This is a genomic window from Streptomyces sp. NPDC001381 (genome assembly GCF_042895685.1).
Lineage (GTDB): Bacteria > Actinomycetota > Actinomycetes > Streptomycetales > Streptomycetaceae > Streptomyces.
This window is the reverse complement of the sequence record NZ_JBIAWO010000007.1, coordinates 111,226-133,788: the sequence shown is the minus strand read 5'-3', so window position 1 is coordinate 133,788 and position 22,563 is coordinate 111,226. Positions and strand designations below refer to the sequence as shown.

The following is a 22,563-nucleotide window of genomic DNA, read 5'->3' as shown; positions in this document are numbered from 1 at the left end:
CGTCCTGGTGCTGACCGGGTGGGCGTTCTCGTGGGTGTCCCTGTCGTGGGGCCGTGTTCGGGGTGCGCCGCCGGGGAGGGGCGGTGGGCGTGGTGGTTCAGGCGTGAGGGGGCCTCGTAGAGGGCCGGTCGTGGGGCGGTGGGGGTGAGGGGCGGTCGTCGGGGTGTTCGCGGGGGAGCTCTGGCGGGGGAGGGCGTCCTCGTCAGGTGTCGGGATGAGCGAGCGCGGTCGTAGGCGGGCCTGTGGGGAGGGGGCTTCAGCCGAGCAGTACCGCCACGTCGCCGTTCCTCGGGGTGGGGGTGGTCGTGCGGGTCGCGGGGAGGAGGCGGCCGTCGGGGCGGACCAGGAAGAGGAGTTCGGTGCCGTGGGGGAGGGGGCCCGTCACCGGGTGGGGGCGGACGCGGGCGCCCCGCGCGTAACGGCGGGTCAGCTCCGCTCCGGTCAGGTCCGCGCCGAACAGCACCTGGCCGCCGGAGTACGGGGCGACGACGCCCTCGCTGTCGACGGGCGGCGCCAGACGATGGACCGGGCCCTCGACACGGCCGGCCAGGTTCGTGGCGGCCAGCGCGTTGAAGTCGTCCTCCTCGGTCAGCAGCAGGACCCCGGTGAGGCCCTCCAGTTCGGCGCCGGCCCCGGTGGCCGCCGCGAACAGCTCCCCCGGGGCGAGGTCGAGGCCGGCGGCGGTGATCCGCTCCCGCTCGTCCTCCCGGCCCGCCCACAGGGCCACCTCCAGCCCCGCCGACCGCAGCGCCAGCCCCAGGTCGACCACCCAGGGAGCACCGCCCACCAGCAGCGGACGGGAGCGCGCCGAACGCACCACCCGCAGCCGTCGTGCCATGGGCGCGGCCGTCAGCCCGTACAGCGTGACCGTCGCCACGATCACCACGAAGGCGGCGGGCAGGATCTTCGACGCGCCGCCGACCCGCTCGTCCACCAGCGCCGCCGAGAAGGTCGAGGCGGTGGAGGCGGCCACGATGCCCCGGGGCGCCATCCACCCGACGAAGCCCCGCTCCCCGCGCGTCAGATCCGTGCGCACGGACGCGACCAGCGCCACCACCGGCCGGGTCACCAGGACGAGCACGGCGACGATCCCGAGCGCCGGCAGGACGACGTGCCGCAGCGAGTGCGGGGTCACGGTGGCGGAGATGGAGACGAACAGCAGCCCGATGACGAGCTGGACGAGGGTCTCGAAGAAGGGCCTGCGCGCCGGCACGTCGACACCGGGCAGGTTGGCGACGGCGAGGCCCATCAGGACGGCGGCGATGAGCCCGGTGTCGTCACGGGCGACGTCGCAGCCGGCGGCGACCCCGACCACCGCCGCCAGCTGCATCGTCGTACCCAGCACCTCGCCCGGCCGGAGCCGGCGCAGCAGCAGGACCAGTACGGCCGCCCCCACCGCGCCCCCCACCACGCCGACCGCCGTGCTGAGCAGGAACGCGCCCAGCCGGCTGCCGAAGCCGTGGAGGCCGCCGGCCGCCACCGCGTGGAAGACCAGCGCGCCCAGGACGCCGCCCACCGGGTCGATGAGTGACCCCTCCCAGACGAGGATCCGCTGGACGCGGTCCGTGGGGCGCACGAAGTGCAGCAGCGGGCCGACCACCGTCGGTCCGGACACGACCACGATCGCGCCCAGCATCAGCGCCGCTCCCCGGGACATCCCGAGCAGCGGGGCGGCGAGGAGCGCGGCCGAGAGACAGGTGACCGGCACGCCGAACCACAGCAGCCGCAGCACCACCCGGCGGGTGTGCGAGGCGAACCGGCGCAGGTCCAGGCCCAGACCGGCGTCGTAGAGGATCACCGCGACGGCGAGGGACACCAGGGGCGAGAAGGTGCTGCCCAGCAGCCGCTCGGGGTCGACGTCGTCGGTGAGGGCGCCGGCGGTGAAGCCGGCCGGCAGCAGCAGGATCAGCGCCGGGACGCGCAGCCGGCTCGCCAGCACCTGCGAGCCCACCGCCAGTACGACGATCAGGGCCAGGCCGGTGAACACCTGGTCGGTCGTCACCGCCGGTGCGCCCTGGGGGATTCAGCCGACTGGGCCCGCCCCGGATGACGCGGACGGCGGGTCACGGCAGCCTGGGCTGAAGAGGCCTCGGGCTTCCCGCAGGACCCGATGGACCCGATGGACCCGCACAACCCGCTTGACCCGCAGGACCCGCTCGACCCGCAGAATCCGTTGACCTCCCGCACAGACGAGGACTCGCCGCCATGATCTGTCGTAGCCGCGCCGGCCGGCGGGCCGGAGCCGTCGTTCTCGTGCTCGCCGCCGCGGGCTGTACGGAGCACAACGCCATGGGCACGATCGAGTACACCACCCCGGCCAAGCGGGTGGTGAAGATCCAGAGCCCGTCCGACGAGGACTGCCACCAGATGCCGGGCGGCGCCCATCAGGTGACCAACTACACGGTCAGCGACATCCGGCTCTACGCCAACGACGACTGCGTGCTGACCAAGGCGGGCGACGACCAGAGCGGCCGAACCGGCGGCGAGAGCTTCTATCTCGGGACGCAGATGTCCGTCGAGTTCACGCCCGGCCAGACGCCCTGGCTCAGCTACTCCGTCGTGGGCGGGGGCGGCTGAGCCCCGGGGCGGCATCCCGCTCAGGTAGCTGCCTCGGCCGCCTCGAGGGAGGCGAGGATCGCCTGCACGGGCAGGCGTCCGGAGGCGACCAGCTGCGCGCCGCTGTGCCGCAGGGCGGTGGCGAAGGGCGCCGCCCACAGGTTCTCGTAGACCAGCAGTCCGGCGGAGCTGCCGGGTTCGACGGCCGCGGCGGCCTCCTCCAGGTCGTCCTGGCCCAGCAGACCGGAGTGGGCGCCCTCGAAGACGGCGAGGTCGAGCTTGCCGTCCCCGGTGAGGTCGGCGATCTCCAGGGCGGTGACCGAGCCGTCCTCTTCCTTCCTGATGAACATCAGGTCCAGGATGCGGATGATGCCGCGGTCCACCAGATCGACCAGCAGCGGAAAGCCCTCGCCCGTCATACGGTTGCCGGGGAACTCCACCACCACGTAGTCGATGGGTCCCATCTCGTCGAATTGCTCGCTCACGGTGGTCACCTCTGGTGCTCGCGGGCCCCCGACTGCCATTGCAGCACCGGTCCCGGGCCGTCGCACCCGGGCGCACGTCACCCCACCGGCCCTTCCCGGCTCGCACGGCGGTCGGCGCCGGGTTCCCCTCGAAGACATGACAGTCAGCAACGGACCCCCGCCCGGCCGGCCACGGGACGGTGAGCTGGAGGAACTGCGGCGCAGGATCAGCGAGTTGGAGGGCGCCCGGCACGAGCCGAAGCACCGGCTGCGGGCGCTCGGCTCCTGTCTGCTGATCATTCTGGCGTCCGTGCTGGCCCTGCTCGCCGTGGTCGCGGTCTGGGCGAACAGCATCGTCCGGGACACCGACCGCTACGTCGCCACCGTGGCGCCGCTGGCCTCCGACCCCGCCGTCCAGCAGGCCGTCACCACCCGGGTCACCGACGCCGTGCTCCAGCAGATCGACGTGGACGGCCTGGTCGCGGAGCTGAGCGACGCGGCGAAACAGCAGGGCGTGCCGCCCAGGATCGCGAGCCTCGTCGGCGACCTGGACGGCCCCATCACCAGCGGTCTGAAGGAGCTGGTGAGCGGCACCGTGATGCGCGTGGTGTCCAGCGACGCCTTCGCGACGGTCTGGGAGGACGCCAACCGCCGGGCCCACGACGCGGTGGACAAGGCCCTGACGGGCAGCTCCGACAGTGTCGTGACGCTGAAGGACGACCAGGTCGCCATCGACGTCGCGCCCATCGTGGCCCAGGTGAAGCAACGGCTGGTCGACGCGGGACTGACGGTGGCGTCGAAGATCCCGGACGTCCACACGGACTTCGTCGTGGTGGAGGGCAAGGACGTCGGCAAGATCAAGTCGTATCTGAGGGTGCTGGAGATCGTCGGCAACTGGCTGCCGGTCATCGCGGTCCTGATCGCCGCCGGGGGCGTGTTCCTGGCGTCCCATCGCCGGCGGGCGCTGATCGGGGCCGCGATCGGGGTGTTCCTCGCCATGGTCCTCCTCGGCGTGACCCTCACCGTCTTCCGCGCGGTGTATCTGGACCACCTGCCCGCGGGCACCAACGAGGACGCCGCGGGCGCGGTCTACGACGCGCTGGTGCGGTTCCTGCGTTCCAGCGTGCGGGCGGTCGGGGCGCTGGCCGTCGTGACGGCCCTCGGCGCGTTCTTCGTCGGTCCCTCCCGGGGCGCCGTCCTCACCCGTCACTTCTTCGGCACGGGCATCGCCGCGGGGCGGGACGTGGCCGTCTCGGCGGGTCTGCGGCTCGGCCCGGTGGGCCGGTTCGTGCACCGCTTCAAGACGTGGATCGGGGCGGCGATCCTGGTGGTGGCCGCGATCGTCCTGTTCACCTGGAGCTATCCGACCATGGCGGTCGTGCTCTGGACGGCCGTGATCGTGCTGGCCGCCTTCGGCATCCGCGAGTTCCTGGACACCGACCCCGTCGACCGCCCGGCACACTGAGCACGGACCGGGCCCGGGACCACGGGGCGGCGCCGCCTCCCGGCCGCCGCACCGGCGGCTGCTCTGCGGCCCGGCTTCCCCGGCCGCACGGGTGGTCGCGCGGCGGGCCGACCCCGGGGGCGGTGGGTTGTTCGGCGGGGCCGTTCCGGTTGTCGTGGCGGCGGCTGCTGTGTGGGGCCGGTCTTCCGTGGCCGCAGTGGTGGTCGCGCGGCGGGCCGACCCCGGGGCGGTGGGTTGTTCGGCGGGGCCGTTCCGGTTGTCGTGGCGGTGGCTGCTGTGTGGGGCCGGTCTTCCGTGGCCGCACTGGTGGTCGCGCAGCGGGCCGACCCCGGGGCGGTGGGTTGTTCGGCGGGGCCGTTCCGGTTGTCGTGGCGGCGGCTGCTGTGTGGGGCCGGTCTTCCGTGGCCGCACTGGTGGTCGCGCGGCGGGCCGACCCCGGGGGCGGTGGGTTGTTCGGCGGGGCCGTTCCGGTTGTCGTGGCGGTGGCTGCTGTGCGGGGCCGGTCTTCCGTGGCCGCACGGGTGGCCGCGCGGCGGGCCGACCCCGGGGTGGTGGGTTGTTCGGCGGGGCCGTTCCGGTTGTCGTGGCGGTGGCTGTTCGGCGGGGACGGTTTCCGGGAACCCGTGCCGGCTGCTGTTCGGCGGGGCTGGTTTCCCGTGGCCGCAGTGGTGGCCGCGCGGCGGGCCGACCCCGGGGCGGTGGGTTGTTCGGCGGGGCCGTTCCGGTCGCCGCACCGGCGGCTGCTCGGCGGGACGGCCCCTTGCTGACGGGGGTGGGTGCTCTGCGAGGCCGGCCTCCGGGTGTCGTGCCCTCGGCCGCTCTGCGGGGCCGCCTTCCGGGCGCCGTACCGGTGGTCGCTCCGCACGGCACCCGGCGCCGCGGCGCCCGGGGTCCACGGGCGGACCGGAGCCGTCGCCCCCTGTTGCCGGCACCCGCTCAGGGCGGACCGTGTGCGTACGGGGTGGGGCGCTCGGTCCCACCGGCCTCCGCCTGTCGCTGCGAGTCGCGCCGCTCGGTGACGCGGGGGCCCAGGACCTCGGCCGGTCCGTTCACCCGTTCGGCCCGTGTCGCGCTCCCGCCGCGAGCCGGGGGGTCGGCGCGGCGGCACGCTGGCAGCATGCAGCCAGGGACAGGGGACCGCCCACGCCGGCCCGGCCGGCCGCGCAGGGACCGGCGGCGGGAGCGGCGGCAGGGGCGGGTGGCCTCGGTCCGGTCCCGGCTGGTCGGGCTGCGCAGCCGGGCCGAGACCCGGTTCCCGCTGATCACGCATCTGATGTCGCACCTGATCTCGGTGAACGTGCTCGACTCGGCGACGCGACTGGCCGCCCAGACGTTCCTCACCGCGGTCCCCCTGCTCTTCGTGGTGGCCTCCATCGCCCCCCAGGAGCTGCGCGACCAGTTCGTCAGCTCGCTGCACCACGTCTTCGGCCTGTCCGGAACCGCGGACGCCGAACTGAAGAAGGCCTTCCAGGCCGGCGAGAACGACGACGAACTGCGCCAGACCACCGGCATCGTCAGCGGGCTGATGGTGCTCGTCTCGGCCACCGCGTGCAGCCGCGCCATGCAACGGCTGTGCGAGCGCGCCTGGAGCCTGCCCAGGGCGAGCGCGCGGGTGGCCGCGTGGCGCTGGATCGCCTGGCTCGCGGCCTGGCTGGTCATGATCGCGGTGCAGGGGGGCCTGCGGGAGGGCTTCGGGTGGGGATGGTGGCTGGGCCTGCCGCTGCTGCTGGTCGCGGAGGTCGGCATGTGGTGGTGGACCCAGTACCTGCTGCTGACCGCGCGCGTGCCGTGGCTGCCGCTGCTGCCGGGAGCGCTGCTGACCGGCGCGGCCCTGAGCGTGCTCACCTCCACCGCGTCGCTGTACGTCCCCCGGGTTCTCAACCACAGCCTGGAGAAGTACGGCTCGATGGGCGCGGTCTTCACCCTGCTGTCCTGGCTCATCACGCTGTGCGTGGTCGTGACCCTCTGCGTCACGGCCGGCGCGGTCGTCGCCCGGGAACCCTGGGCGGCGCGGCACCTGGGCTCGCCGGAGCCGCCGGGCGCGCCCGGCGCGCCGGGTCCCCAAGGACCGCAGGGCCCGGCCGGTTCACCGGGGACACCGGGCCCTGCCGGTTCACCGAAGCCGCCGGGACCCGTCGATTCGCCGGGGTCAGCGTCCGGGGATACGTTGGTAGACGGACCGAGGTCGACCAGTTCACCACCGGAATGACCACCGCTGCACCCGGCAGAACCGGACCGTGCTCCGAGGACGGCGGCGCGCATGTCCGACGCGCGGCACCACGGCGTCCTCATGCTCCAACGGGGTGACCGTCTCCCCCCGCGCACGGGACGACCGGATGTCCCCCGCGGTCCTCGTGACGAGCCGTCACCACGTCGCCGGGGCCCATGACCTCGATCACCTCCACGTCGCCGGCACGAGTCTCCTCCCGGGCCTCGGGGCGGCCGAACCGTCGTTGACGGCCCTCGCCGGCGCCCCGCGCACCGGCGACCACCTCGCGGAGCGTCTGCAATGAGCGAGCACAACCCCACCGGCCACGACATGCGCCACCGCACCCCGAAGGAGCGCGCCGAGCGCGGCCGGGCCGCCCGGGCCGACGTACCGCGGTCGGCGCACGCCGAGTTCACCCCGCCGCCCACCCGCACCGACCCGGTGGACATCATCGAGGCGCAGTCCGCGAAACGGGTCCCCGAACTCGTACCGATCCGCTACGCCAGGATGAGCGAGTCGCCGTTCCGCTTCTACCGGGGAGCCGCCGCCATCATGGCCGCGGACCTCGCGAAGACGCCCCGCACCGGCATCAGGGTGCAGCTGTGCGGTGACGCCCACATGCTGAACTTCCGGCTGCTGGCCTCCCCGGAACGCCGGCTGATGTTCGACATCAACGACTTCGACGAGACCCTCCCCGGCCCGTGGGAGTGGGACGTCAAACGGCTGTCGGCGAGCCTGGTCATCGCGGGCCGCGCCAACGGCTTCAGCGCCAAGGAGCGGGCGTCCGTGGTGCGCGCGACCGTACGGTCGTACCGCGAGCGGATGCGGGAGTTCGCGGGGATGGGCAATCTCGAGGTCTGGTACACCCGCTTCGAGGCGGACGAGCTGCAGCAGCGGTTCGACGTGGACCTCGACGCCGCCACCCGCGAGCGCTGGGCGCAGACCCGGGCGCGGGCCCGGGGACACGACACGCTGCAGGCCTTCGACAAGCTCACCCGTGTCGTCGACGGCCGGCGCAGGATCGCCGACGACCCGCCGCTGCTGATCCGGCTCGAGACCCTGCTTCCGCACGCCGAGAGCGGCGCGCTGGAGAGGGAGATCAGCCGGCTCGTCGAGCGGTACGGCCACTCCCTGCCCTCCGACCGCCGGTTCCTGCTGGAGAGCTACCGCGTCGCCGACATCGCCCGCAAGGTCGTCGGCGTGGGCAGCGTCGGCACCCGCTGCTGGATCGTGCTGCTGCTCGGCAAGGACGACGAGGACCCGCTGTTCCTGCAGGCGAAGGAGGCCGACGAGTCGGTCCTGGCGCCCTACGCGGGTTCCGGCGGGTACCGCACCCAGGGCGAGCGGGTCGTCGCCGGGCAGCGGCTGATGCAGGCCACCAGCGACATCTTCCTGGGATGGGAACGCGTCACCGGCATCGACGGCCGCCGCCGCGACTTCTACGTCCGCCAGCTGCGCGACTGGAAGGGCATCGCGGTGGCCGAGAACATGTCGCCCAAGCGGATGACCCTGTTCGGCCAGTTGTGCGGCGCCACCCTGGCCCGCGCCCACGCCCGCTCCGGCGACCGCATCGCGATCGCCGCCTACCTCGGCGGCGGCGACGCCTTCGACCGCGCGCTGGCGACCTTCGCCGAGCTGTACGCCGATCAGAACGAGAAGGACCACCAGGCCCTGCTCGACGCCGTCGGGGCGGGACGGGTCCGCGCCGAAGCGGTCTGAAGGGAGCTCGTTCCATGGACCGTTACCCGCCCATCGCCGAACACGGGCTGATCGGGGACCTGCAGACCGCCGCCCTGGTGACCTCCGAGGGCGTGATCGACTGGTTCGCGGCACCGCGCTTCGACTCGCCCAGCATCTTCGCGTCCCTGCTGGACCACGACCGCGGCGGCCACTTCCGGTTCGCGCCGACGACCACCGAGGTGACCCGCCGGCAGATCTACTACCCCGACAGCGCCGTCGTGGTGACCCGCTTCCTGTCACCCGACGGCGTCGGCGAGGTCGTCGACCACATGCCGGTCATCCGCTCGCGCACCCCGTCCGACCGGCACACCCTGGTGCGGATCGTACGGACCGTGCGCGGCACCGTGCGCTACGCCCTGGAGTGCCGTCCGCGCTTCGACTACGCCCGGGCCCCCCACACCCTCGACATGGCCGACGGGGTCGCCGCCTTCCGCGCGCCGGGGATCACCTCGTACCTCCAGGCCACCTTCCCGCTGGAGCGGGACGGCACGGACGTCCGGGGCACGGTCACCCTGGAGGCCGGGCAGTCGGCCGCCGCCGTGTTCACGGTGTGCGGCCGGGACGGCGAGCTCCCGCCGCCGCTCACCGTGGACTCGGCCGACGAGGACCTGGGGGACGTCATCGAGTTCTGGCAGGGCTGGGTGCGCACCTCCCGCTACCGCGGCCGCTGGCCGGACATGGTGAACCGCTCGGCCATCACCCTCAAACTGCTGACCTACGGCCCGAGCGGCGCCCCGGTGGCCGCCGCGACGATGGGCCTGCCCGAACAGGTCGGCGGGGAACGCAACTGGGACTACCGCTACACCTGGATACGCGACGGCTCGCTGTCGGTGCGCGCCCTGCTCGACCTGGGATTCGTCGAGGAGGCCGCCCGGTTCGTGCGCTGGCTCGGCGAACGGCTGCGCGACCGCGACGGAATGGGCGGGGAACCGCTCCAGATCATGTACCGGGTCGACGGCGACCCCCAGTTGTCGGAGGAGATCCTCGACCACTTCGAGGGCTACCGCGGTTCCCGCCCCGTACGGGCCGGGAACGCCGCCGCCGACCAGCTTCAGCTCGACATCTACGGCGAGGTCTTCTACGCCATGTCCGAGGGCATGGACGAGATCGGCCAGCAGGTGGGCTACCACGGCTGGAAGGGCCTCAGCCGGCTGATGGACTGGCTCACGGACCACTGGGACCGGCCCGACGAGGGCATCTGGGAGACCCGGGGCGGCCGCAAGGACTTCACCTACAGCCGTGTGATGTGCTGGGCGGCCCTGGACAACTGCCTGAAGATGGCCGAGGAGTTCCGGCGGCCCGCCGACCTCCAGCGCTGGACGCGGGCCCGGGACACGATCCTGGAGGAGGTCATGGAGCGCGGCTGGAGCCAGAAGGAGCAGGCGCTGGTCCAGCACTACGGCGGTGACGTCCTCGACGCCTCCCTCCTGCTGGCCCCCCGGGTGGGCTTCATCGCCCCGCGCAGCCCCGGCTGGCTGTCCACCCTCGACGCCATCGAGCAGCGGCTGGTCTCCGACAGCCTGGTCTACCGCTACGACCCGGCGGCCTCCCCCGACGGACTGCGCGGCTCGGAGGGCACGTTCAGCCTGTGCACCTTCCTCTACGTCGACGCCCTCGCCCGGGCCGGCCGTCTCCCGCAGGCCCGCTACACCTTCGAGAAGATGCACACGTACGCCAACCACGTGGGCCTGTTCGCGGAGGAGATCGGCCCCAGCGGCGAGCAACTGGGCAACTTCCCGCAGGCGTTCACGCACCTGTCGCTCATCACGGCCGCGGCGACCCTGGACGAGGCGCTCGACCGGCTGGCCGCCCGCTGAACGCGGGGATGCCCGGACCCTGCGGCAGCAGCTGGGTGAGGACGAACGACACGACGGCGGCGAGCACCACCAGCGCCACCGTGTCCACGTTGCCCAGCAGGAGTACGACCAGGATCACGCTGCTCACCGGCAGCCGCAGCGCCGCGGTCACCGACGCCGCCATGCCCGCCGCCATCGCCGGCACCAGCCCCAGACCGGGCAGCGGCGACAGCAGCACCCCGGCCGCCCCGCCCAGGAACAGGGCGGGGAAGACGGGGCCACCGCGCAGGCTGCCCAGACACAGCGTGTAGGCGAGGGACTTGAACGCCAGCACCGCGATCAGGGCGCCCACCGACCAGGCGTGCGGGTCCTGTGCCAGCCGGCCCAGGGTGGCCTCCCCGGACAGGGCGGCCTCGGCCGGCGAACGGCCGGTGGTGACGGCGTAGAGCGAGACGCAGACCGCCGCCCCCAGCGCGCACAGGGTGGTGTTCCGTACCGTCCGGGTCGTCACGAAGCCGGCCACGAACCTGCCGCCCACGAAGATCCAGTGCACGAGCAGCGCCAGGGCCGGCGCGATCAGCAGCACCCACAGCACGTCAGCCCAGTCGAGGGGCGGCGGCTTGGGCAGGCCGATCTCCAGGCTCCCCGTCCTCAGGCCGGTCCAGTGGACGAACCCGGTGAAGATCAGGTCCCCGACGCCGCTGGCCAGCAGGGCCGGCAGCATCACCGCGAACAGCTGCGGGCCGCCCACCCCGGCCACCTCCATCAGCATCACCGCGCCCACCAGAGGGTTGCCGAACAGCGCCGAGATCGCCGCCGCGGCCCCGGCCACGCCGAGCAGGGTCGTGCCCGCCTCCGTCTGCGGCGCCCGGACCAGGCTCGCCAGGAGCAGCGCCAGACCGCCGCCCAGGGCGATCAGCGGCGCTTCGGGTCCCAGCACGACGCCGAGCGGCAGACCGGCCAGCGCGGCCACGACGACACCGGGCAGGGCCTCCTTGGTGACCCCGCCCGAGTGCAGCCCGCCCGCCGGGATGTGCCCGCCCCGGCCGGGCAGCCGCGCGACCACCACACCGACGACGAGTCCGGCCACTGTTAGCAGCGGAAGCCCCCACCACCAGGGAGCCCGCTCCCAGCCGAGGTCTTCGGGCCAGTCCTGCCAGATCAGGCGCTCCAGCTCCTGAATCGCCACCAGGAACCAGAACGCGACCAGCGCCACCGGGACACCGATCAGCCCGCAGAACAGCAGCGCCCTGCGGTACTCCGGCCGGCGCAGCATGGTCCGCAGCAGATCGGCTTCCTGGGGCTGGCTCCCCGGCGCGGACCCGGAGCCGCCCTCCGACTTCGTCCCGGCGATGGGGGCCTCCCGAGGTGACGCGTCCTGTAAGTGACTCCGCCTTATATCAGGACGAAGATACACATCACGGATTAATCGCGCTCCGTGGCGCCGGCCCCTGTGGGAAGGTGATCCCGTGACGCTGGAGGATCTGGTCCGGCTGCGCCGGGCACGAGACACGATGGACCGCCACTACGCCGAGCCGCTCGACGTCCCGGCGCTGGCGCGCCTCGCCCTCATGTCGCCCGGCCACTTCTCCCGCAGCTTCCGCGCCGCCTTCGGGGAGACGCCGTACAGCTACCTCATGACGCGCCGCATCGAGCGCGCCAAGGCGCTGCTGCGGCGCGGCGACCTGACCGTGACGGAGGTCTGCTTCGCCGTCGGCTGTACCTCGCTGGGCTCGTTCAGCTCGCGGTTCACCGAGCTGGTCGGCGAGACCCCGAGCGCGTACCGGGCCCGCGAACACGACGAGGGCGCCTCCGTACCGGCCTGCTACGCCAAGATCCACACGAGGCCGGTGAGGAATGGAGAAGCCAAGACGGGCCCTCCGCCCGTAGCGTGAGCCGCATGGGCCTCACCGTCGAACCGCACCTCGCCGACCGCCACGATCTGATCCGTGTGCACGGCGCACGCGTGAACAACCTCAAGGACGTCAGCGTCGAGATCCCCAAGCGCCGGCTCACGGTGTTCACGGGCATCTCCGGGTCGGGCAAGAGCTCGCTGGTGTTCGGCACGATCGCCGCGGAGTCGCAGCGGCTGATCAACGAGACGTACAGCGCGTTCGTCCAGGGCTTCATGCCGGCCCTGGCGCGGCCCGAGGTCGACGTGCTCGACGGGCTGACGACCGCGATCATCGTCGACCAGCAGCGGATGGGCGCCGACCCCCGCTCCACGGTCGGCACCGCCACCGACGCCCACGCGATGCTGCGCATCCTCTTCAGCAGGCTAGGGACCCCCCACCTCGGCCCGCCCAGCGCGTTCTCCTTCAACACCGCCTCGGTCCGGGCGAGCGGCGCGATCACCGTCGAGCGCGGCGCCAAGAAGACGGTGAAGGCGACGTACACCCGCACCGGCGGCATGTGCCCGCGCTGCGAGGGCCGCGGCACGGTCACCGACATCGACCTGACCCAGCTCTACGACGACACCAGGTCGCTCAACGAGGGCGCGCTGACGGTCCCCGGCTACAGCATGGACGGCTGGTACGGCCGCATCTTCAAGGGCTCCGGCTTCTTCGACCCGGACAAGCCGATCCGCAGGTACACCAAGCGGGAACTGCACGACCTCCTCCACAAGGAGCCCACCAAGATCAAGGTCGACGGGATCAACCTCACGTACGAAGGACTGATCCCCAAGATCCAGAAGTCGATGCTGTCCAAGGACGTCGACGCGCTGCAGCCGCATGTGCGGGCCTTCGTGGAGCGGGCGATGACGTTCACCGTGTGCCCCGAGTGCGACGGCACCCGGCTCGGCGAGGGGGCACGCTCCTCGAAGATCGAGGGGCTGAGCATCGCCGACGTCTGCGCGATGCAGATCAGCGACCTGGCCGACTGGGTCCGCGGCCTCGCCGACCCGACGGTGGCACCGCTGCTCACCGCGCTGCGGCAGACCCTCGACTCGTTCACGGAGATCGGCCTCGGCTACCTCGCCCTCGACCGCCCGGCGGGCACCCTCTCGGGCGGCGAGGCCCAGCGCGTCAAGATGATCCGCCACCTCGGCTCCTCCCTCACCGACGTCACCTACGTCTTCGACGAGCCCACCACCGGCCTGCACCCCCATGACATCCAGCGGATGAACGACCTGCTGCTGCGGCTGCGGGACAAGGGCAACACCGTGCTCGTCGTCGAGCACAAGCCGCAGGTGATCGCGATCGCCGACCACGTCGTCGACCTCGGCCCCGGCGCCGGCACGGCGGGCGGCACGGTCTGCTTCGAGGGCACCGTCGAGGGACTGCGGTCCGGCGACACCGTCACCGGCCGCCACCTCGACGACCGCGCCGCCCTCAAGGAGACGGTGCGCACACCCACCGGGAAGCTGGAGATCCGCGGCGCGACGACACACAACCTCAAGGACGTCGACGTCGACATCCCGCTCGGCGTGCTGACCGTCGTCACCGGCGTCGCCGGCTCCGGCAAGAGCTCCCTGGTCCACGGCTCGATCCCGGCGGGCGAGGGCGTGGTCTTCGTGGACCAGACGCCGATCCGCGGCTCGCGCCGCAGCAACCCGGCGACGTACACCGGACTGCTCGACCCGATCCGCAAGGCCTTCGCCAAGGCCAACGGCGTCAAGCCGGCCCTGTTCAGCGCCAATTCCGAGGGCGCCTGCCCCACCTGCAACGGCGCCGGTGTCGTCTACACCGACCTGGCGATGATGGCCGGCGTCTCCACGACCTGCGAGGACTGCGAGGGACGGCGCTTCCAGGCGGCGGTCCTCGACCACCACCTCGGCGGCCGTGACATCACCGAGGTGCTGGCGATGCCGGTGGCCGAGGCCGAGGAGTTCTTCGGCGCCGGCGAGGCGCACACACCGGCCGCGCAGCGCATCCTCGGCCGGCTCGCCGACGTGGGCCTCGGCTACCTCACCCTCGGTCAGCCGCTCACCACCCTCTCCGGCGGCGAGCGGCAGCGCCTCAAGCTGGCCACCCACATGGCCGACAAGGGCGGCGGCCGACTCGTCTTCGTACTCGACGAGCCGACCGCCGGCCTCCACCTCGCCGACGTCGAGCAGTTGCTCGGACTGCTCGACCGGCTGGTCGACTCCGGCAAGTCGGTCATCGTCGTCGAGCACCACCCGGCGGTCATGGCCCACGCCGACTGGATCATCGACCTCGGCCCCGGCGCCGGTCACGACGGCGGCCGCGTCGTCTACGAGGGCACCCCCACCGACCTCGTGACCACCCGCCCCACCCTCACCGGCGAACACCTCGCGGCGTACGTGGGCGCCTGAGCGGGCGGGGGCGCGGCTGGAGCCCGCAGCCGGCGCCCGGCGGGACGGCGTTGCGCCGGGCTTCCGCCGCCGCCCCGCGTCTAGGCTCGGCCCGTGAGGAATCGGCATCCCGACCAGCGCGCCGAGGGCGCCGCGGGGCCGTTCACCACCCGGCTCACCTGGCACCCTCCCGGCGGCGGCACCGCGCTCTGGGAGTCACGGCCCGCGCGGCGGCGCGGAGTGCTGACCGTCCGTCAGCCGGGTGCGCGGACCGGCCGGCCCACCCGCGCGGACGCCGTCGGCCTCACCCGGCTGCGCAGACTGAACACCGTCGCGGCCCTCGCCTTCGTCATCGGCGGGGCCCTGTTCGCGGCCGGTGCGGCGCTCGCCCAGCTCGGCTCCGGCGACGCCGTCGAGTGCGCCTCGATCTACTTCGCGGGCGGTCTGTTCTTCAACACCGGTGGCTACGTCTCACTGCTCCAGGTGATCAACGCACCCCGCCACGTCGCCGGCGGCGAGGGCAGACTGGTCACCCCTGCCTGGCGGTGGTGGAGCTACGAGCCGATGCGGGTGGACTGGCTGAGCGTCTTCGTCCTCTTCACGGGCACCCTCGTCTTCGCCGTCACCCTGCTGAACTCCTTCCTGCAGGGCCTGAGCGTCCAGCAGGTCAACCGGCTGATCTGGGTGCCCGACGTGATCGGCTGCGTGCTCTTCCTGGTCTCCGGGCACCTGGGCTTCATCGAACTCTGCCACGGTCGGTACTGCGTCCACCCGCGCAGCCTCGGCTGGTGGATCGTCGCGGTGAACCAGCTCGGCTCCGCTCTCTTCATGGTCTCCGCGCTCGCCGCCTACACCCGCCCCGCGACGGACAGCGCGGTGAGCGCCGGCATCGCCAACTGGGGCACCCTCACGGGCGCCCTGTGCTTCTCCCTCGCCGGCCTCCTCCAGCTGGGGGAACGCCCTTGAGGTGCTGCTCGACCAGCCCCGGGCAGGACCGACGGAGGGCGGGCCGGAAGGGAATCTCCTGGCCCGCCCTCCTCCCGATGTCAGCGGCTCGCCTTCACGGCCTCCGACGTGGCCGCGCGGAACGCGTCGGTCGCCGCGAAGTACGCGCGGAAGTAACCGTGCCGCGCACCGGCGACGTCGGCCGAGAACGCGTAGCCGCTGCCGGACCAGGTGGCCTCCGCCGTGACCAGGTCCGCCCACTGCTCGCCGTCACGCGAGTACTGGATGTGCACGGGGATGTCGGCGGGCGTCCAGCCGTCGGGGAAGTCCATCGCGCCCTCGACGTGCACGCCGTGGTCCGGTGTCCGGGTGGCCGAGAACGACGTGAAGACCGAGGCACGCAGAACGGTGATCCGGGCACTGTTCGAGGACGCGTCGGCGATGAACGGGTCGTCGCTGTGCGAGGCCACGCGGAAGCTGCCGGACTCCCACGGCGTGTGGGTGAAGGTGACCTTGCCGTCCGCGCCGGTGGTGAAGTACCCCACGCCGGCGGACTGACCGCCCCCGGAGGGTTCGAAGAGCACCCCGCCGCTCTGCCCCTCGAAGGGGACCCAGCCCTGCTCGGTCTCGCGCTCCAGGGTCGCCGTGAGCGTGACCTCCTGCCCGAAGTCGATGGTCCGGGCCTGCGCCGGCTCCTGGACGGTCCAGCGGGTGGCCACCTGGTGGACGCCGATCTGCGTCGACGGGGACTCGCCGTACAGGACGTACGGGTGTTCGTTGACGTGCCGGTAGACGGCCTGGACCGGCACCGCGGCGTTCACGGTGACCGTGCCGGAGAAACGCCCTTCCGCGTCGGTGCGGACGGTGTTCTCCGTCCAGTAGTCGACGTCGATGTCCACCGGGTGGTCGGCCAGCGGCTTCACCTCACGGGTCGCCGGCCACCGCCCCTTCAGGACACCGTCGACACGCACCTGGCGGTCGTCGACGTCCACCTCCGTGCGGTCGGTGCGCACGTCCTCGAACACCGCCGCGACGTAGTAGGCGAGAGAGCCGGCGGAGTTGTCGGTGGTGTGGTCGCCGTCGGCGTCCGTGGCCTCGACGTGGACGGTGTAACTGCCCAGCTCCGCCAGGTCCAGCGGCTGCTTCGTCTGCCACACGCCGTCCTCCGGCGTACCGGAGACGAGACTGAACGCGTCGTTCTCCACGACGGCCACTTGCTGTTGGGTGGCCGCGGAGACGATGTGGGCCCTGATCGCCGTGACGGCGCTGTCGGAACGGACACCGACCGCCAGGGTGCCGAGATCGTCCGAGACGCTGTGCGCCCACCGGACCTCAGGAGCCTGCCCCTCCACGGCGTGCGCTGCCGGGATGCCGGCCAGTAAGACGGCGACGGCGCCGGCGGCGGTCCACGCGGCCCGTGTTCTGAACATCTTTCCCCCACGGATGTGTCGAAGGCTGTGCCGGGCTCTGTCCGTGAACCTTGCGGTGGACGCCGCGGCAGAACAGCCTTTCTATCGCACCGGTGTGTCATCGGTCCCGTGAGTATCACCGGGGCGGGGGTGGGGTCGGGGTCGGGGACGGGGCATGGGTGCGGGCACGGGCACGGGCGCGGGCGGAGGTGAGGTCGGCTGCTGACGTCGGCAGCCGGCGCCGGCGCCGTTCGACGCGCCCCGGTCCGGTCCTGTCCGGTCCGGTCCTGTCCAATCAGGGACGGCGGTAGGCGGCGCGGTCGGTTCCGGGAACCGGAGCCCGGGACAGGACCACGTAACACGGGCGACCGGGGTCGCCCACCTCAAGGAGCGCGAACTGATCGACGTCGTGCTGGGCGAAGCGATGCAGATACTGCAGGAAGAGCTCGAGTTCGTCGTCGGAGAGCGGTTCGTCGCGTCGGTCGTCTCGCACGCTTCCACCCTACGGGGGCGCACGGTTCGTCGCGCTGGAGAGCAGCTCCGGGCGCCCGGCCGTGAGGATGTCCGATCCCGTGCACGGCCTCAGAATGGGCGTTGTCGACTCTTCTGTTCCCAAGGGGGAGCCCATGAAGGACCTCAAGTTCGAGCAGAAGCGCTCTTTGTCGCGCCTTGAGGCGGCTGACCAGCTCACGGCGCTCGCGGCCGCACTGAGGGAAGGCGGGGATGCCGAACTGCAACTCAGCCCCGGAACGCTCAGCCTGCGCATTCCCGACGACCTTCGCAGCGAACTGGAGGTCGAGATCGGCAATGGGGAGGTCGAGCTGGAGATCGAGTTCACATGGCCGACCGCACCGACCCGGACAACGCCCTCGCGGACGGTCGCAGCCACGGAGAAGGCCACAGGGAGGAAGAACGAGCCGACCGAGCCCGTTCGGAGCAGCACGGGCACCAACAGAAGCAAAAGTGCCAAGCGGCCCGCTTCGAAAGCGCCCTGAGGTTTCCCGCCGCAGTTCCACGTGCCGGCCATGGGGGCTTCCTGCCGCGGTTGCCCGCCTTCTGGGGTGGACAGCCCCGAAGCCACCCCTTCGGCGGGCCATCGGGAGCGAGACGGCGTCGTTGGGGACGGTGTGGCGGTGCCGTGCTGGTCGAGGCAGACCGGTCGGCACGCAGAGTGACGACGTTCAGGGCGGGGTCGCCCGGCGGAGGTTGGTATGAGTGGTTGGGGCGGATCTGCCTGGGCTCCGGAGGGGCGCGCCGGGCTCTGCCAGATGCTGCGTGAACAGCTCGTCGAGACGATCGACGTCATCCGCCTGCAGGCGGCGGCCGTGCCGTCGGCCCAGGGCAGCGCACCGGTGGGTGAGTGCCAGGTCCAGGAGCCCCGCACCTGAGGGCGGGGGCGCGACCCCTGTCCGCCGCCGCTCACGGGGCGCGCAGTCGACAGCGATCGTCCGGTTGACGCCGGTCCGCTCGTGTGCCGAGGGGGCGAGCGCGGGGTCCTCGAAGCGGCCGGACCGGGCCAACCGCCGCCAAGAGCCCGGTCACTGCGGCCCGGCACGGCCACCGCCCGGGGCCGTGAGCGCGCCGATCGCCCCTCGGACCGCCCAGCGTTGTGCCGGAACACCATCGGCGCCGACACGGCGGTCGCGGCCGGCCGCCGGGAGAAGAAGGCGCACCCCGCCGTCACGGCGGCCACGGCCGCCCCCGTCCACGCGCTGTCACTCACCGGAGCCATCGGCAGGACCGGCCGTGGGTCCCCCCGAACTCGTCCAGCGGCGTGCTTTCCGACCCCGATCAGGAGCAGAGCCACAGCGCGCCGCCGGCTCCTCGTCGGCCCGGCCGGGGCACGACCGCCCCGGCCGGGCCGGCCGTCACTGCTCGTCTTCTCCGGGGAGTTCCAGCCCGAAGGCCTCGCCGATGGCACGGGCGGCGGACACCACCCGGGCGCTGCCCACCACGGGGGCGATCGCCACGAGCGTTCCCTGGATCTTCTCCAGCGGCACGCCGGCTTCCGCGGCGGTGCCGATGTTGAGCAGGTATGAGGGGGCGGAGGCGTCCATGGCCACCAGAGCCGCGATGCGTGCCAGCAGATACGTCTCCTGGTCCAGTCCGGACCGCTCGAACGTGTCGAGCGTCATCTGGACGAGCGTCTCGAACACAGGCGCGTCGGCTTCGGCGAGTGCGGCGACGCCGCTCGCGCCTGTCTGTTCCTCAGCCATCTGAGGCTCCCTTTCTGACGGTTGGCGTGACGTTCGTCTTCAGGAGAGCCCCGGGACGCGCGGCCCCGCATCACCCGTGGCGGATGAATGGCCGGTCGGCGGCGGCCGCGCCCTGGTGGCTGTGCCGGAGGCCGCGGCGAGGATTCCGACGGGAGCCGGCACGAGGACGACGATGCCGGTGGTCCGCTTGCTGTGGCGCGCGCAGCCAGCGGCCGGTGGCGCCGGTGCGTTGCGGGGACGGAGTCCAGAAACTACGTGTTCGATTGCGTGATTTCCCTGATGACACCGGAAAATGTCTCGGGGAGAATCCTCCGAAACAGTGTTCGGGGCCATTTTCGTGGGCAAGCCGCGACCGGCCTGGATATCGGCAGCATGTCAGGGACTGTGCGACCCGAAGCGAGGGAGTGGATTTTGCCTGGCAATCCCCCGATGAATCCATACGTCACCGCCGCCTTCGACAATCCCGCGCCTGTCTACAATCCTGATTCTCGACTTTGGGCGGTCCTTCGGCACGCACTGTCCATCGCCATTACGACAGCAGTCATCACAATGGCCTTCATGGTCGTCACCCTTCCGATGGTGGCAGTCTTTCTCATTGACGAAGACTTCATCTTCGGCGAGTACGCCGAGACCGTTCTATGGGCCGCCGGCATGGGGTTTACTGCAAGTCTCCTCATTTCTCCTGTCGCCTTTGGATTTGAGCGGCTGGTCATGCGCGGCGGCCGCGCATGGAAGGTGCTGGCGGTGTGCGCACCGGTAGCCACTCCGGTCGCGGCTGCGCTGCTTGTTGTCTCACTGGCCAAAATTCAGCACTCGGCCGCCGTCTCTGATGCTGTCGGTATTGCGATCCTGTTGTTCATGAGCTTCTCCGTCTATTGGTTGTCGCTGTGGTCATTGAGTGCTGTCCGCTACGGCGCTTGGCGCCTTATCCAACGCATGAGCCGGGGTCGTGGAACGCCGTGAGCGGTTCGCGGGGACCGACGGGGACCAGCGCTGTAGTCGGCTGGCGCGACGGCCGGACAGGGTTGTTTATGTACCCCGCTGCTGTATCGATGCCTGGTCCTGAACCAGGCAGCTGCTGGCCGTCTGGAGTGCTACGCGCCGGGAGCCCGGTACTGGATCTGCCCGGCTTTGTGCAGGGCATCCATGGTTTCGTCGATGGTCAGGAGAACGGTCGTCTCGAACGAGCTGAGTGCGCCGCCTCCGCTGATCGCCAGGGCGACCGCGGCCATGGAGACGTTATTGGGGGCCTCCCACAGGTTGTAGCCGTCGCGTGTGCCGAACGCGTACCAGAAGCCGTGGAGCTTGCCTCCGACGGACTCGATGTACGACTGAGCGGCCTTGGCGCGGTCCTCGGGGTGACCGATGAGTCTCTGCCAGGTCTCCGGCGTGTAGCTGAACCTTGATAGATAGAGCGGCATCATGTCTCCCTTTCGTCCCAGCAAGGGATGCCCCCGCGGGGTGGGGTACGCCGCCGAGGCCGCGCGCGTATCCCCCGAACGGCCGGGATGATGACCGGCATGGCCACTGCGGGGCGTACGGCCGGCGGTCGGTCGGGGGAGTCGGCGAGTCGTCGGAGCGAGGTGCGGGCGGCGTTTCGTCAGACCTTCTCGACTCGCGCGGAGTGTCCCGCGAGGAGTTGCGTCATGTCGTCGGTGTCGGACGTGAAGACGGTCGCCTCAGCTCCCTGCTTGGCGATGCGCCCGCTCACGCAAACGGCCCCAGACGAGAAGTCCGAGGCCGAGTAGAGGCCGTCACTGGGGGAGAAACGCTGGTCTGCGAGCGTGCCGGTTCCTTGATCAGGAGAGCTCGGACGCTCTCAGGACCGCTCGCGTGGTTTCGTCGTCGATCCGGTGGCCGAGCTGTTCCAGGACGTCCGCGCCGTGGACCAGCGTGCCGCGTTCGACGGAGCGGTGGACGCCGGTGTCGAGCTCGTGCCTCCTCCGGACGGGTACCGGGCCGCCGTGAGCCGAGTTCGGAGCGGGGACCCCGGCGGCCGACAGGAATCTAGTCGAGGTCGGAGCCGGAACAGTCCTGCTCCGCACAGCGTTTGCGGTACTCATACGGCTGTTCCGCCGGTGCCGTCAAAGTCCCGTCAAACAGACCTGAAAGCTCGTCAGAAATCCGTCAATGCGAGCCGGCGGTGGCCGGAGCCGGTCGCAGACTGATCGGTGACGGGGGACGGGCGACCGTCCGTGGCGGGACCTCGGAGGGACCGTGACGATCACGGCTCGCCCAGCGCGGACACCTCGGAAGGGTGGCGCACAGCCGCGACGAACGGCGCTCCTCCCGTCGGAGGGCAGCCCTGGACCACGGCCAGGAGGGCAATCGCGGACGGGCGATCCAGGTCCAAGTCCAGGTCCGGGGCCGCGGTCGCGCCCGAGACAGCGGGCCGTGGCCGCGCGGGCCCCTGGACAACGGCCGTCCACTCGCGGAAAGAGAGTGATGATGTCGCCACAGGATGATCTCCCCTCCATGCCCGAGTGCTCGTCCCGGGAACTCGCGCGAGAGGTCCTCACCCGCTTTGACGCCTACGCCCGGATCCGTGGCGGCCGCGACAGCCTCCTGGCGGCTTCCCGCACCACCGCGCGGCAGGAGCACAGGGCTTTCGACGATCTGGCGGAAGCCGTCGGCCGTTTCCGAAACGCCGTCGGCCGAGGTGCCGGGCGGCTGCCGTCGGGGTGACGCGCCGCCGGCGGCGACCTGCTCGCCGTACACGTGGCCCGCAGCGACGGCCTGGCCGCCGGTGTCCCGCACGCCTCTCTGGCCCGACAGCGGCGGCTGGTGGAGGACCTCGGCGGCAGCTACCACTCCGTCGTCGGGGACGACATCGCCACCGCGCTGGTGGAGTTCGCCCGCGCCGAGAACGCCACCCAGCTGGTCCTCGGCACGAGCCGCCGGGGCCGGCTGGAGCGGTTCGTGACCGGTCCGGGCACGGGGGAGACCCTGACCGAACTGTCCGGCGACATCGACGTCCACCGGGTCACCCACGAGCGCGCCGGCCGCGGCACCCTGCTGCCGTCCCGGCGCCGCACCCCGTCCACCGCCCGGCTGATCGCCGGGCCGGTGACCGGTCCGGTGCTACCGGTGCTGCTCACCGCCGGCCTCGCCCAGGTACGCGGGACGGTCAACCTGACCAGTGAGGAGCTGCTGTTCCTGCTCACGGTGGTCGGCGTGGCCTGCACAGGCGGGGTCGTGTCGGCGCTGATCGCGTCCGTGACGGCGTCCCTGCTGCTGAACTACTGGTTCATCCCGCCCATCGGCGCCTTCACCCTGGACGATCCGGGCCACGGCGGCCGGCCCACCGATTCGGACCCGGGGCGTAAGAGTCCCGTCAAAGGTGCTGGGGCGCCGTAAGGGAGGCGTCAACGACCGCGGAATCCGGCCAGAAGGGCGGTTTCCTCTAGTCGTCCGCTCCAACCCGAACCTCACTCCAGGAGTTCGCGATGGCCGATCTGGCCTTCGTCGTCACCACAGTCGCGGTCTTCGCGCTGGTGGCTCTCGTCGC

The 22,563-nt window shown here is 71.9% G+C and carries 18 protein-coding genes and 1 pseudogene; 12 read left to right on the top strand and 7 right to left on the bottom strand.

The features are described 5' to 3' along the window. Positions 1 to 256: 256 nt before the first annotated feature. Entirely contained in the window at positions 257 to 2,002 is a 1,746-nt protein-coding gene (locus ACFY2L_RS28410) for a cation:proton antiporter (protein WP_390660313.1), read from the bottom strand. Between the two features lie 203 nt (positions 2,003 to 2,205). On the opposite strand from ACFY2L_RS28410, the gene ACFY2L_RS28405 reads away from it, so the two are divergent. After that, complete coding sequence (locus tag ACFY2L_RS28405; protein ID WP_390660311.1) at positions 2,206 to 2,577, top strand: hypothetical protein; 372 nt, start codon at positions 2,206 to 2,208, stop codon at positions 2,575 to 2,577. 20 nt (positions 2,578 to 2,597) lie between these two features. Here ACFY2L_RS28405 and ACFY2L_RS28400 read toward each other — a convergent pair whose 3' ends face one another. Then, complete coding sequence (locus tag ACFY2L_RS28400) at positions 2,598 to 3,020, bottom strand: DUF6325 family protein (protein ID WP_390660612.1); 423 nt, start codon at positions 3,018 to 3,020, stop codon at positions 2,598 to 2,600. A gap of 157 nt (positions 3,021 to 3,177) precedes the next feature. On the opposite strand from ACFY2L_RS28400, the gene ACFY2L_RS28395 reads away from it, so the two are divergent. From ACFY2L_RS28395 to ACFY2L_RS28375, 5 genes are all read left to right on the top strand, one after another. Then, positions 3,178 to 4,485 (top strand): hypothetical protein, encoded by a 1,308-nt coding sequence (locus ACFY2L_RS28395; RefSeq protein ID WP_390823814.1) that lies wholly within the window; start codon positions 3,178 to 3,180, stop codon positions 4,483 to 4,485. A gap of 1,117 nt (positions 4,486 to 5,602) precedes the next feature. Further along, positions 5,603 to 6,694 carry a YhjD/YihY/BrkB family envelope integrity protein gene (locus ACFY2L_RS28390; protein ID WP_390823813.1) on the top strand — a complete coding sequence of 364 codons (1,092 nt, stop codon included), beginning with the start codon at positions 5,603 to 5,605 and terminating at the stop codon, positions 6,692 to 6,694. Positions 6,695 to 6,788: 94 nt separating this feature from the next. Beyond that, positions 6,789 to 6,998, top strand: coding sequence for a hypothetical protein (locus ACFY2L_RS28385; protein ID WP_390823812.1), 210 nt, complete (start codon positions 6,789 to 6,791; stop codon positions 6,996 to 6,998). After that, positions 6,995 to 8,413 (top strand): DUF2252 domain-containing protein, encoded by a 1,419-nt coding sequence (locus tag ACFY2L_RS28380; protein ID WP_390660307.1) that lies wholly within the window; start codon positions 6,995 to 6,997, stop codon positions 8,411 to 8,413. The genes ACFY2L_RS28385 and ACFY2L_RS28380 overlap by 4 nt, the downstream gene beginning before the upstream one ends. A gap of 14 nt (positions 8,414 to 8,427) precedes the next feature. Then, positions 8,428 to 10,251: a glycoside hydrolase family 15 protein gene (locus ACFY2L_RS28375; protein WP_390660306.1), complete on the top strand. Its 1,824-nt coding sequence runs from the start codon at positions 8,428 to 8,430 to the stop codon at positions 10,249 to 10,251. On the opposite strand, the gene ACFY2L_RS28370 is transcribed toward ACFY2L_RS28375, so the two are convergent. Then, on the bottom strand, positions 10,199 to 11,506 hold the full coding sequence (locus ACFY2L_RS28370; protein ID WP_390660305.1) for a chloride channel protein: 1,308 nt from the start codon (positions 11,504 to 11,506) through the stop codon (positions 10,199 to 10,201). The two genes, ACFY2L_RS28375 and ACFY2L_RS28370, sit on opposite strands and share 53 nt — an antisense overlap. A gap of 193 nt (positions 11,507 to 11,699) precedes the next feature. Here ACFY2L_RS28370 and ACFY2L_RS28365 point away from each other — a divergent pair, with 193 nt between their 5' ends. The 3 genes from ACFY2L_RS28365 (at position 11,700) to ACFY2L_RS28355 (ending at position 15,451) form a co-directional block, all read left to right on the top strand. Continuing rightward, a complete protein-coding gene (locus tag ACFY2L_RS28365) occupies positions 11,700 to 12,125 on the top strand; it encodes a helix-turn-helix domain-containing protein (protein WP_390823811.1) in 426 nt (141 codons plus the stop codon). 5 nt (positions 12,126 to 12,130) lie between these two features. Continuing rightward, a complete protein-coding gene (locus tag ACFY2L_RS28360; RefSeq protein ID WP_390660303.1) occupies positions 12,131 to 14,506 on the top strand; it encodes an ATP-binding cassette domain-containing protein in 2,376 nt (791 codons plus the stop codon). Between the two features lie 93 nt (positions 14,507 to 14,599). Continuing rightward, on the top strand, positions 14,600 to 15,451 hold the full coding sequence (locus ACFY2L_RS28355; protein WP_390823810.1) for a hypothetical protein: 852 nt from the start codon (positions 14,600 to 14,602) through the stop codon (positions 15,449 to 15,451). A gap of 80 nt (positions 15,452 to 15,531) precedes the next feature. Here the strand turns inward: ACFY2L_RS28355 and ACFY2L_RS28350 are convergent, their stop codons facing one another. Both ACFY2L_RS28350 and ACFY2L_RS28345 read right to left on the bottom strand, forming a co-directional pair. Beyond that, entirely contained in the window at positions 15,532 to 16,860 is a 1,329-nt protein-coding gene (locus ACFY2L_RS28350) for a hypothetical protein (protein WP_390823809.1), read from the bottom strand. A 274-nt stretch (positions 16,861 to 17,134) separates the two neighbouring features. Then, positions 17,135 to 17,332: a hypothetical protein gene (locus ACFY2L_RS28345; protein ID WP_390660300.1), complete on the bottom strand. Its 198-nt coding sequence runs from the start codon at positions 17,330 to 17,332 to the stop codon at positions 17,135 to 17,137. 133 nt (positions 17,333 to 17,465) lie between these two features. Between ACFY2L_RS28345 and ACFY2L_RS28340 the strand changes: the two genes are divergently transcribed. Then, the gene (locus ACFY2L_RS28340; protein WP_390660299.1) at positions 17,466 to 17,834 is read left to right on the top strand and encodes an amphi-Trp domain-containing protein; all 369 of its coding nucleotides are present in this window, start codon (positions 17,466 to 17,468) and stop codon (positions 17,832 to 17,834) included. Between the two features lie 873 nt (positions 17,835 to 18,707). Here ACFY2L_RS28340 and ACFY2L_RS28335 read toward each other — a convergent pair. Next, positions 18,708 to 19,055 carry a carboxymuconolactone decarboxylase family protein gene (locus tag ACFY2L_RS28335; RefSeq protein ID WP_390660298.1) on the bottom strand — a complete coding sequence of 116 codons (348 nt, stop codon included), beginning with the start codon at positions 19,053 to 19,055 and terminating at the stop codon, positions 18,708 to 18,710. 429 nt (positions 19,056 to 19,484) lie between these two features. Here ACFY2L_RS28335 and ACFY2L_RS28330 point away from each other — a divergent pair, with 429 nt between their 5' ends. Next, positions 19,485 to 20,018 (top strand): hypothetical protein, encoded by a 534-nt coding sequence (locus tag ACFY2L_RS28330; RefSeq protein ID WP_390823808.1) that lies wholly within the window; start codon positions 19,485 to 19,487, stop codon positions 20,016 to 20,018. Positions 20,019 to 20,149: 131 nt separating this feature from the next. Here ACFY2L_RS28330 and ACFY2L_RS28325 read toward each other — a convergent pair whose 3' ends face one another. Then, positions 20,150 to 20,476, bottom strand: a complete 327-nt coding sequence (locus ACFY2L_RS28325; RefSeq protein ID WP_390660611.1) for a GYD domain-containing protein — start codon at positions 20,474 to 20,476, stop codon at positions 20,150 to 20,152. Between the two features lie 1,264 nt (positions 20,477 to 21,740). Between ACFY2L_RS28325 and ACFY2L_RS28320 the strand changes: the two are divergent. Beyond that, positions 21,741 to 22,340: pseudogene (locus tag ACFY2L_RS28320) on the top strand (DUF4118 domain-containing protein); the annotation flags it as partial. Positions 22,341 to 22,563: the final 223 nt, after the last annotated feature.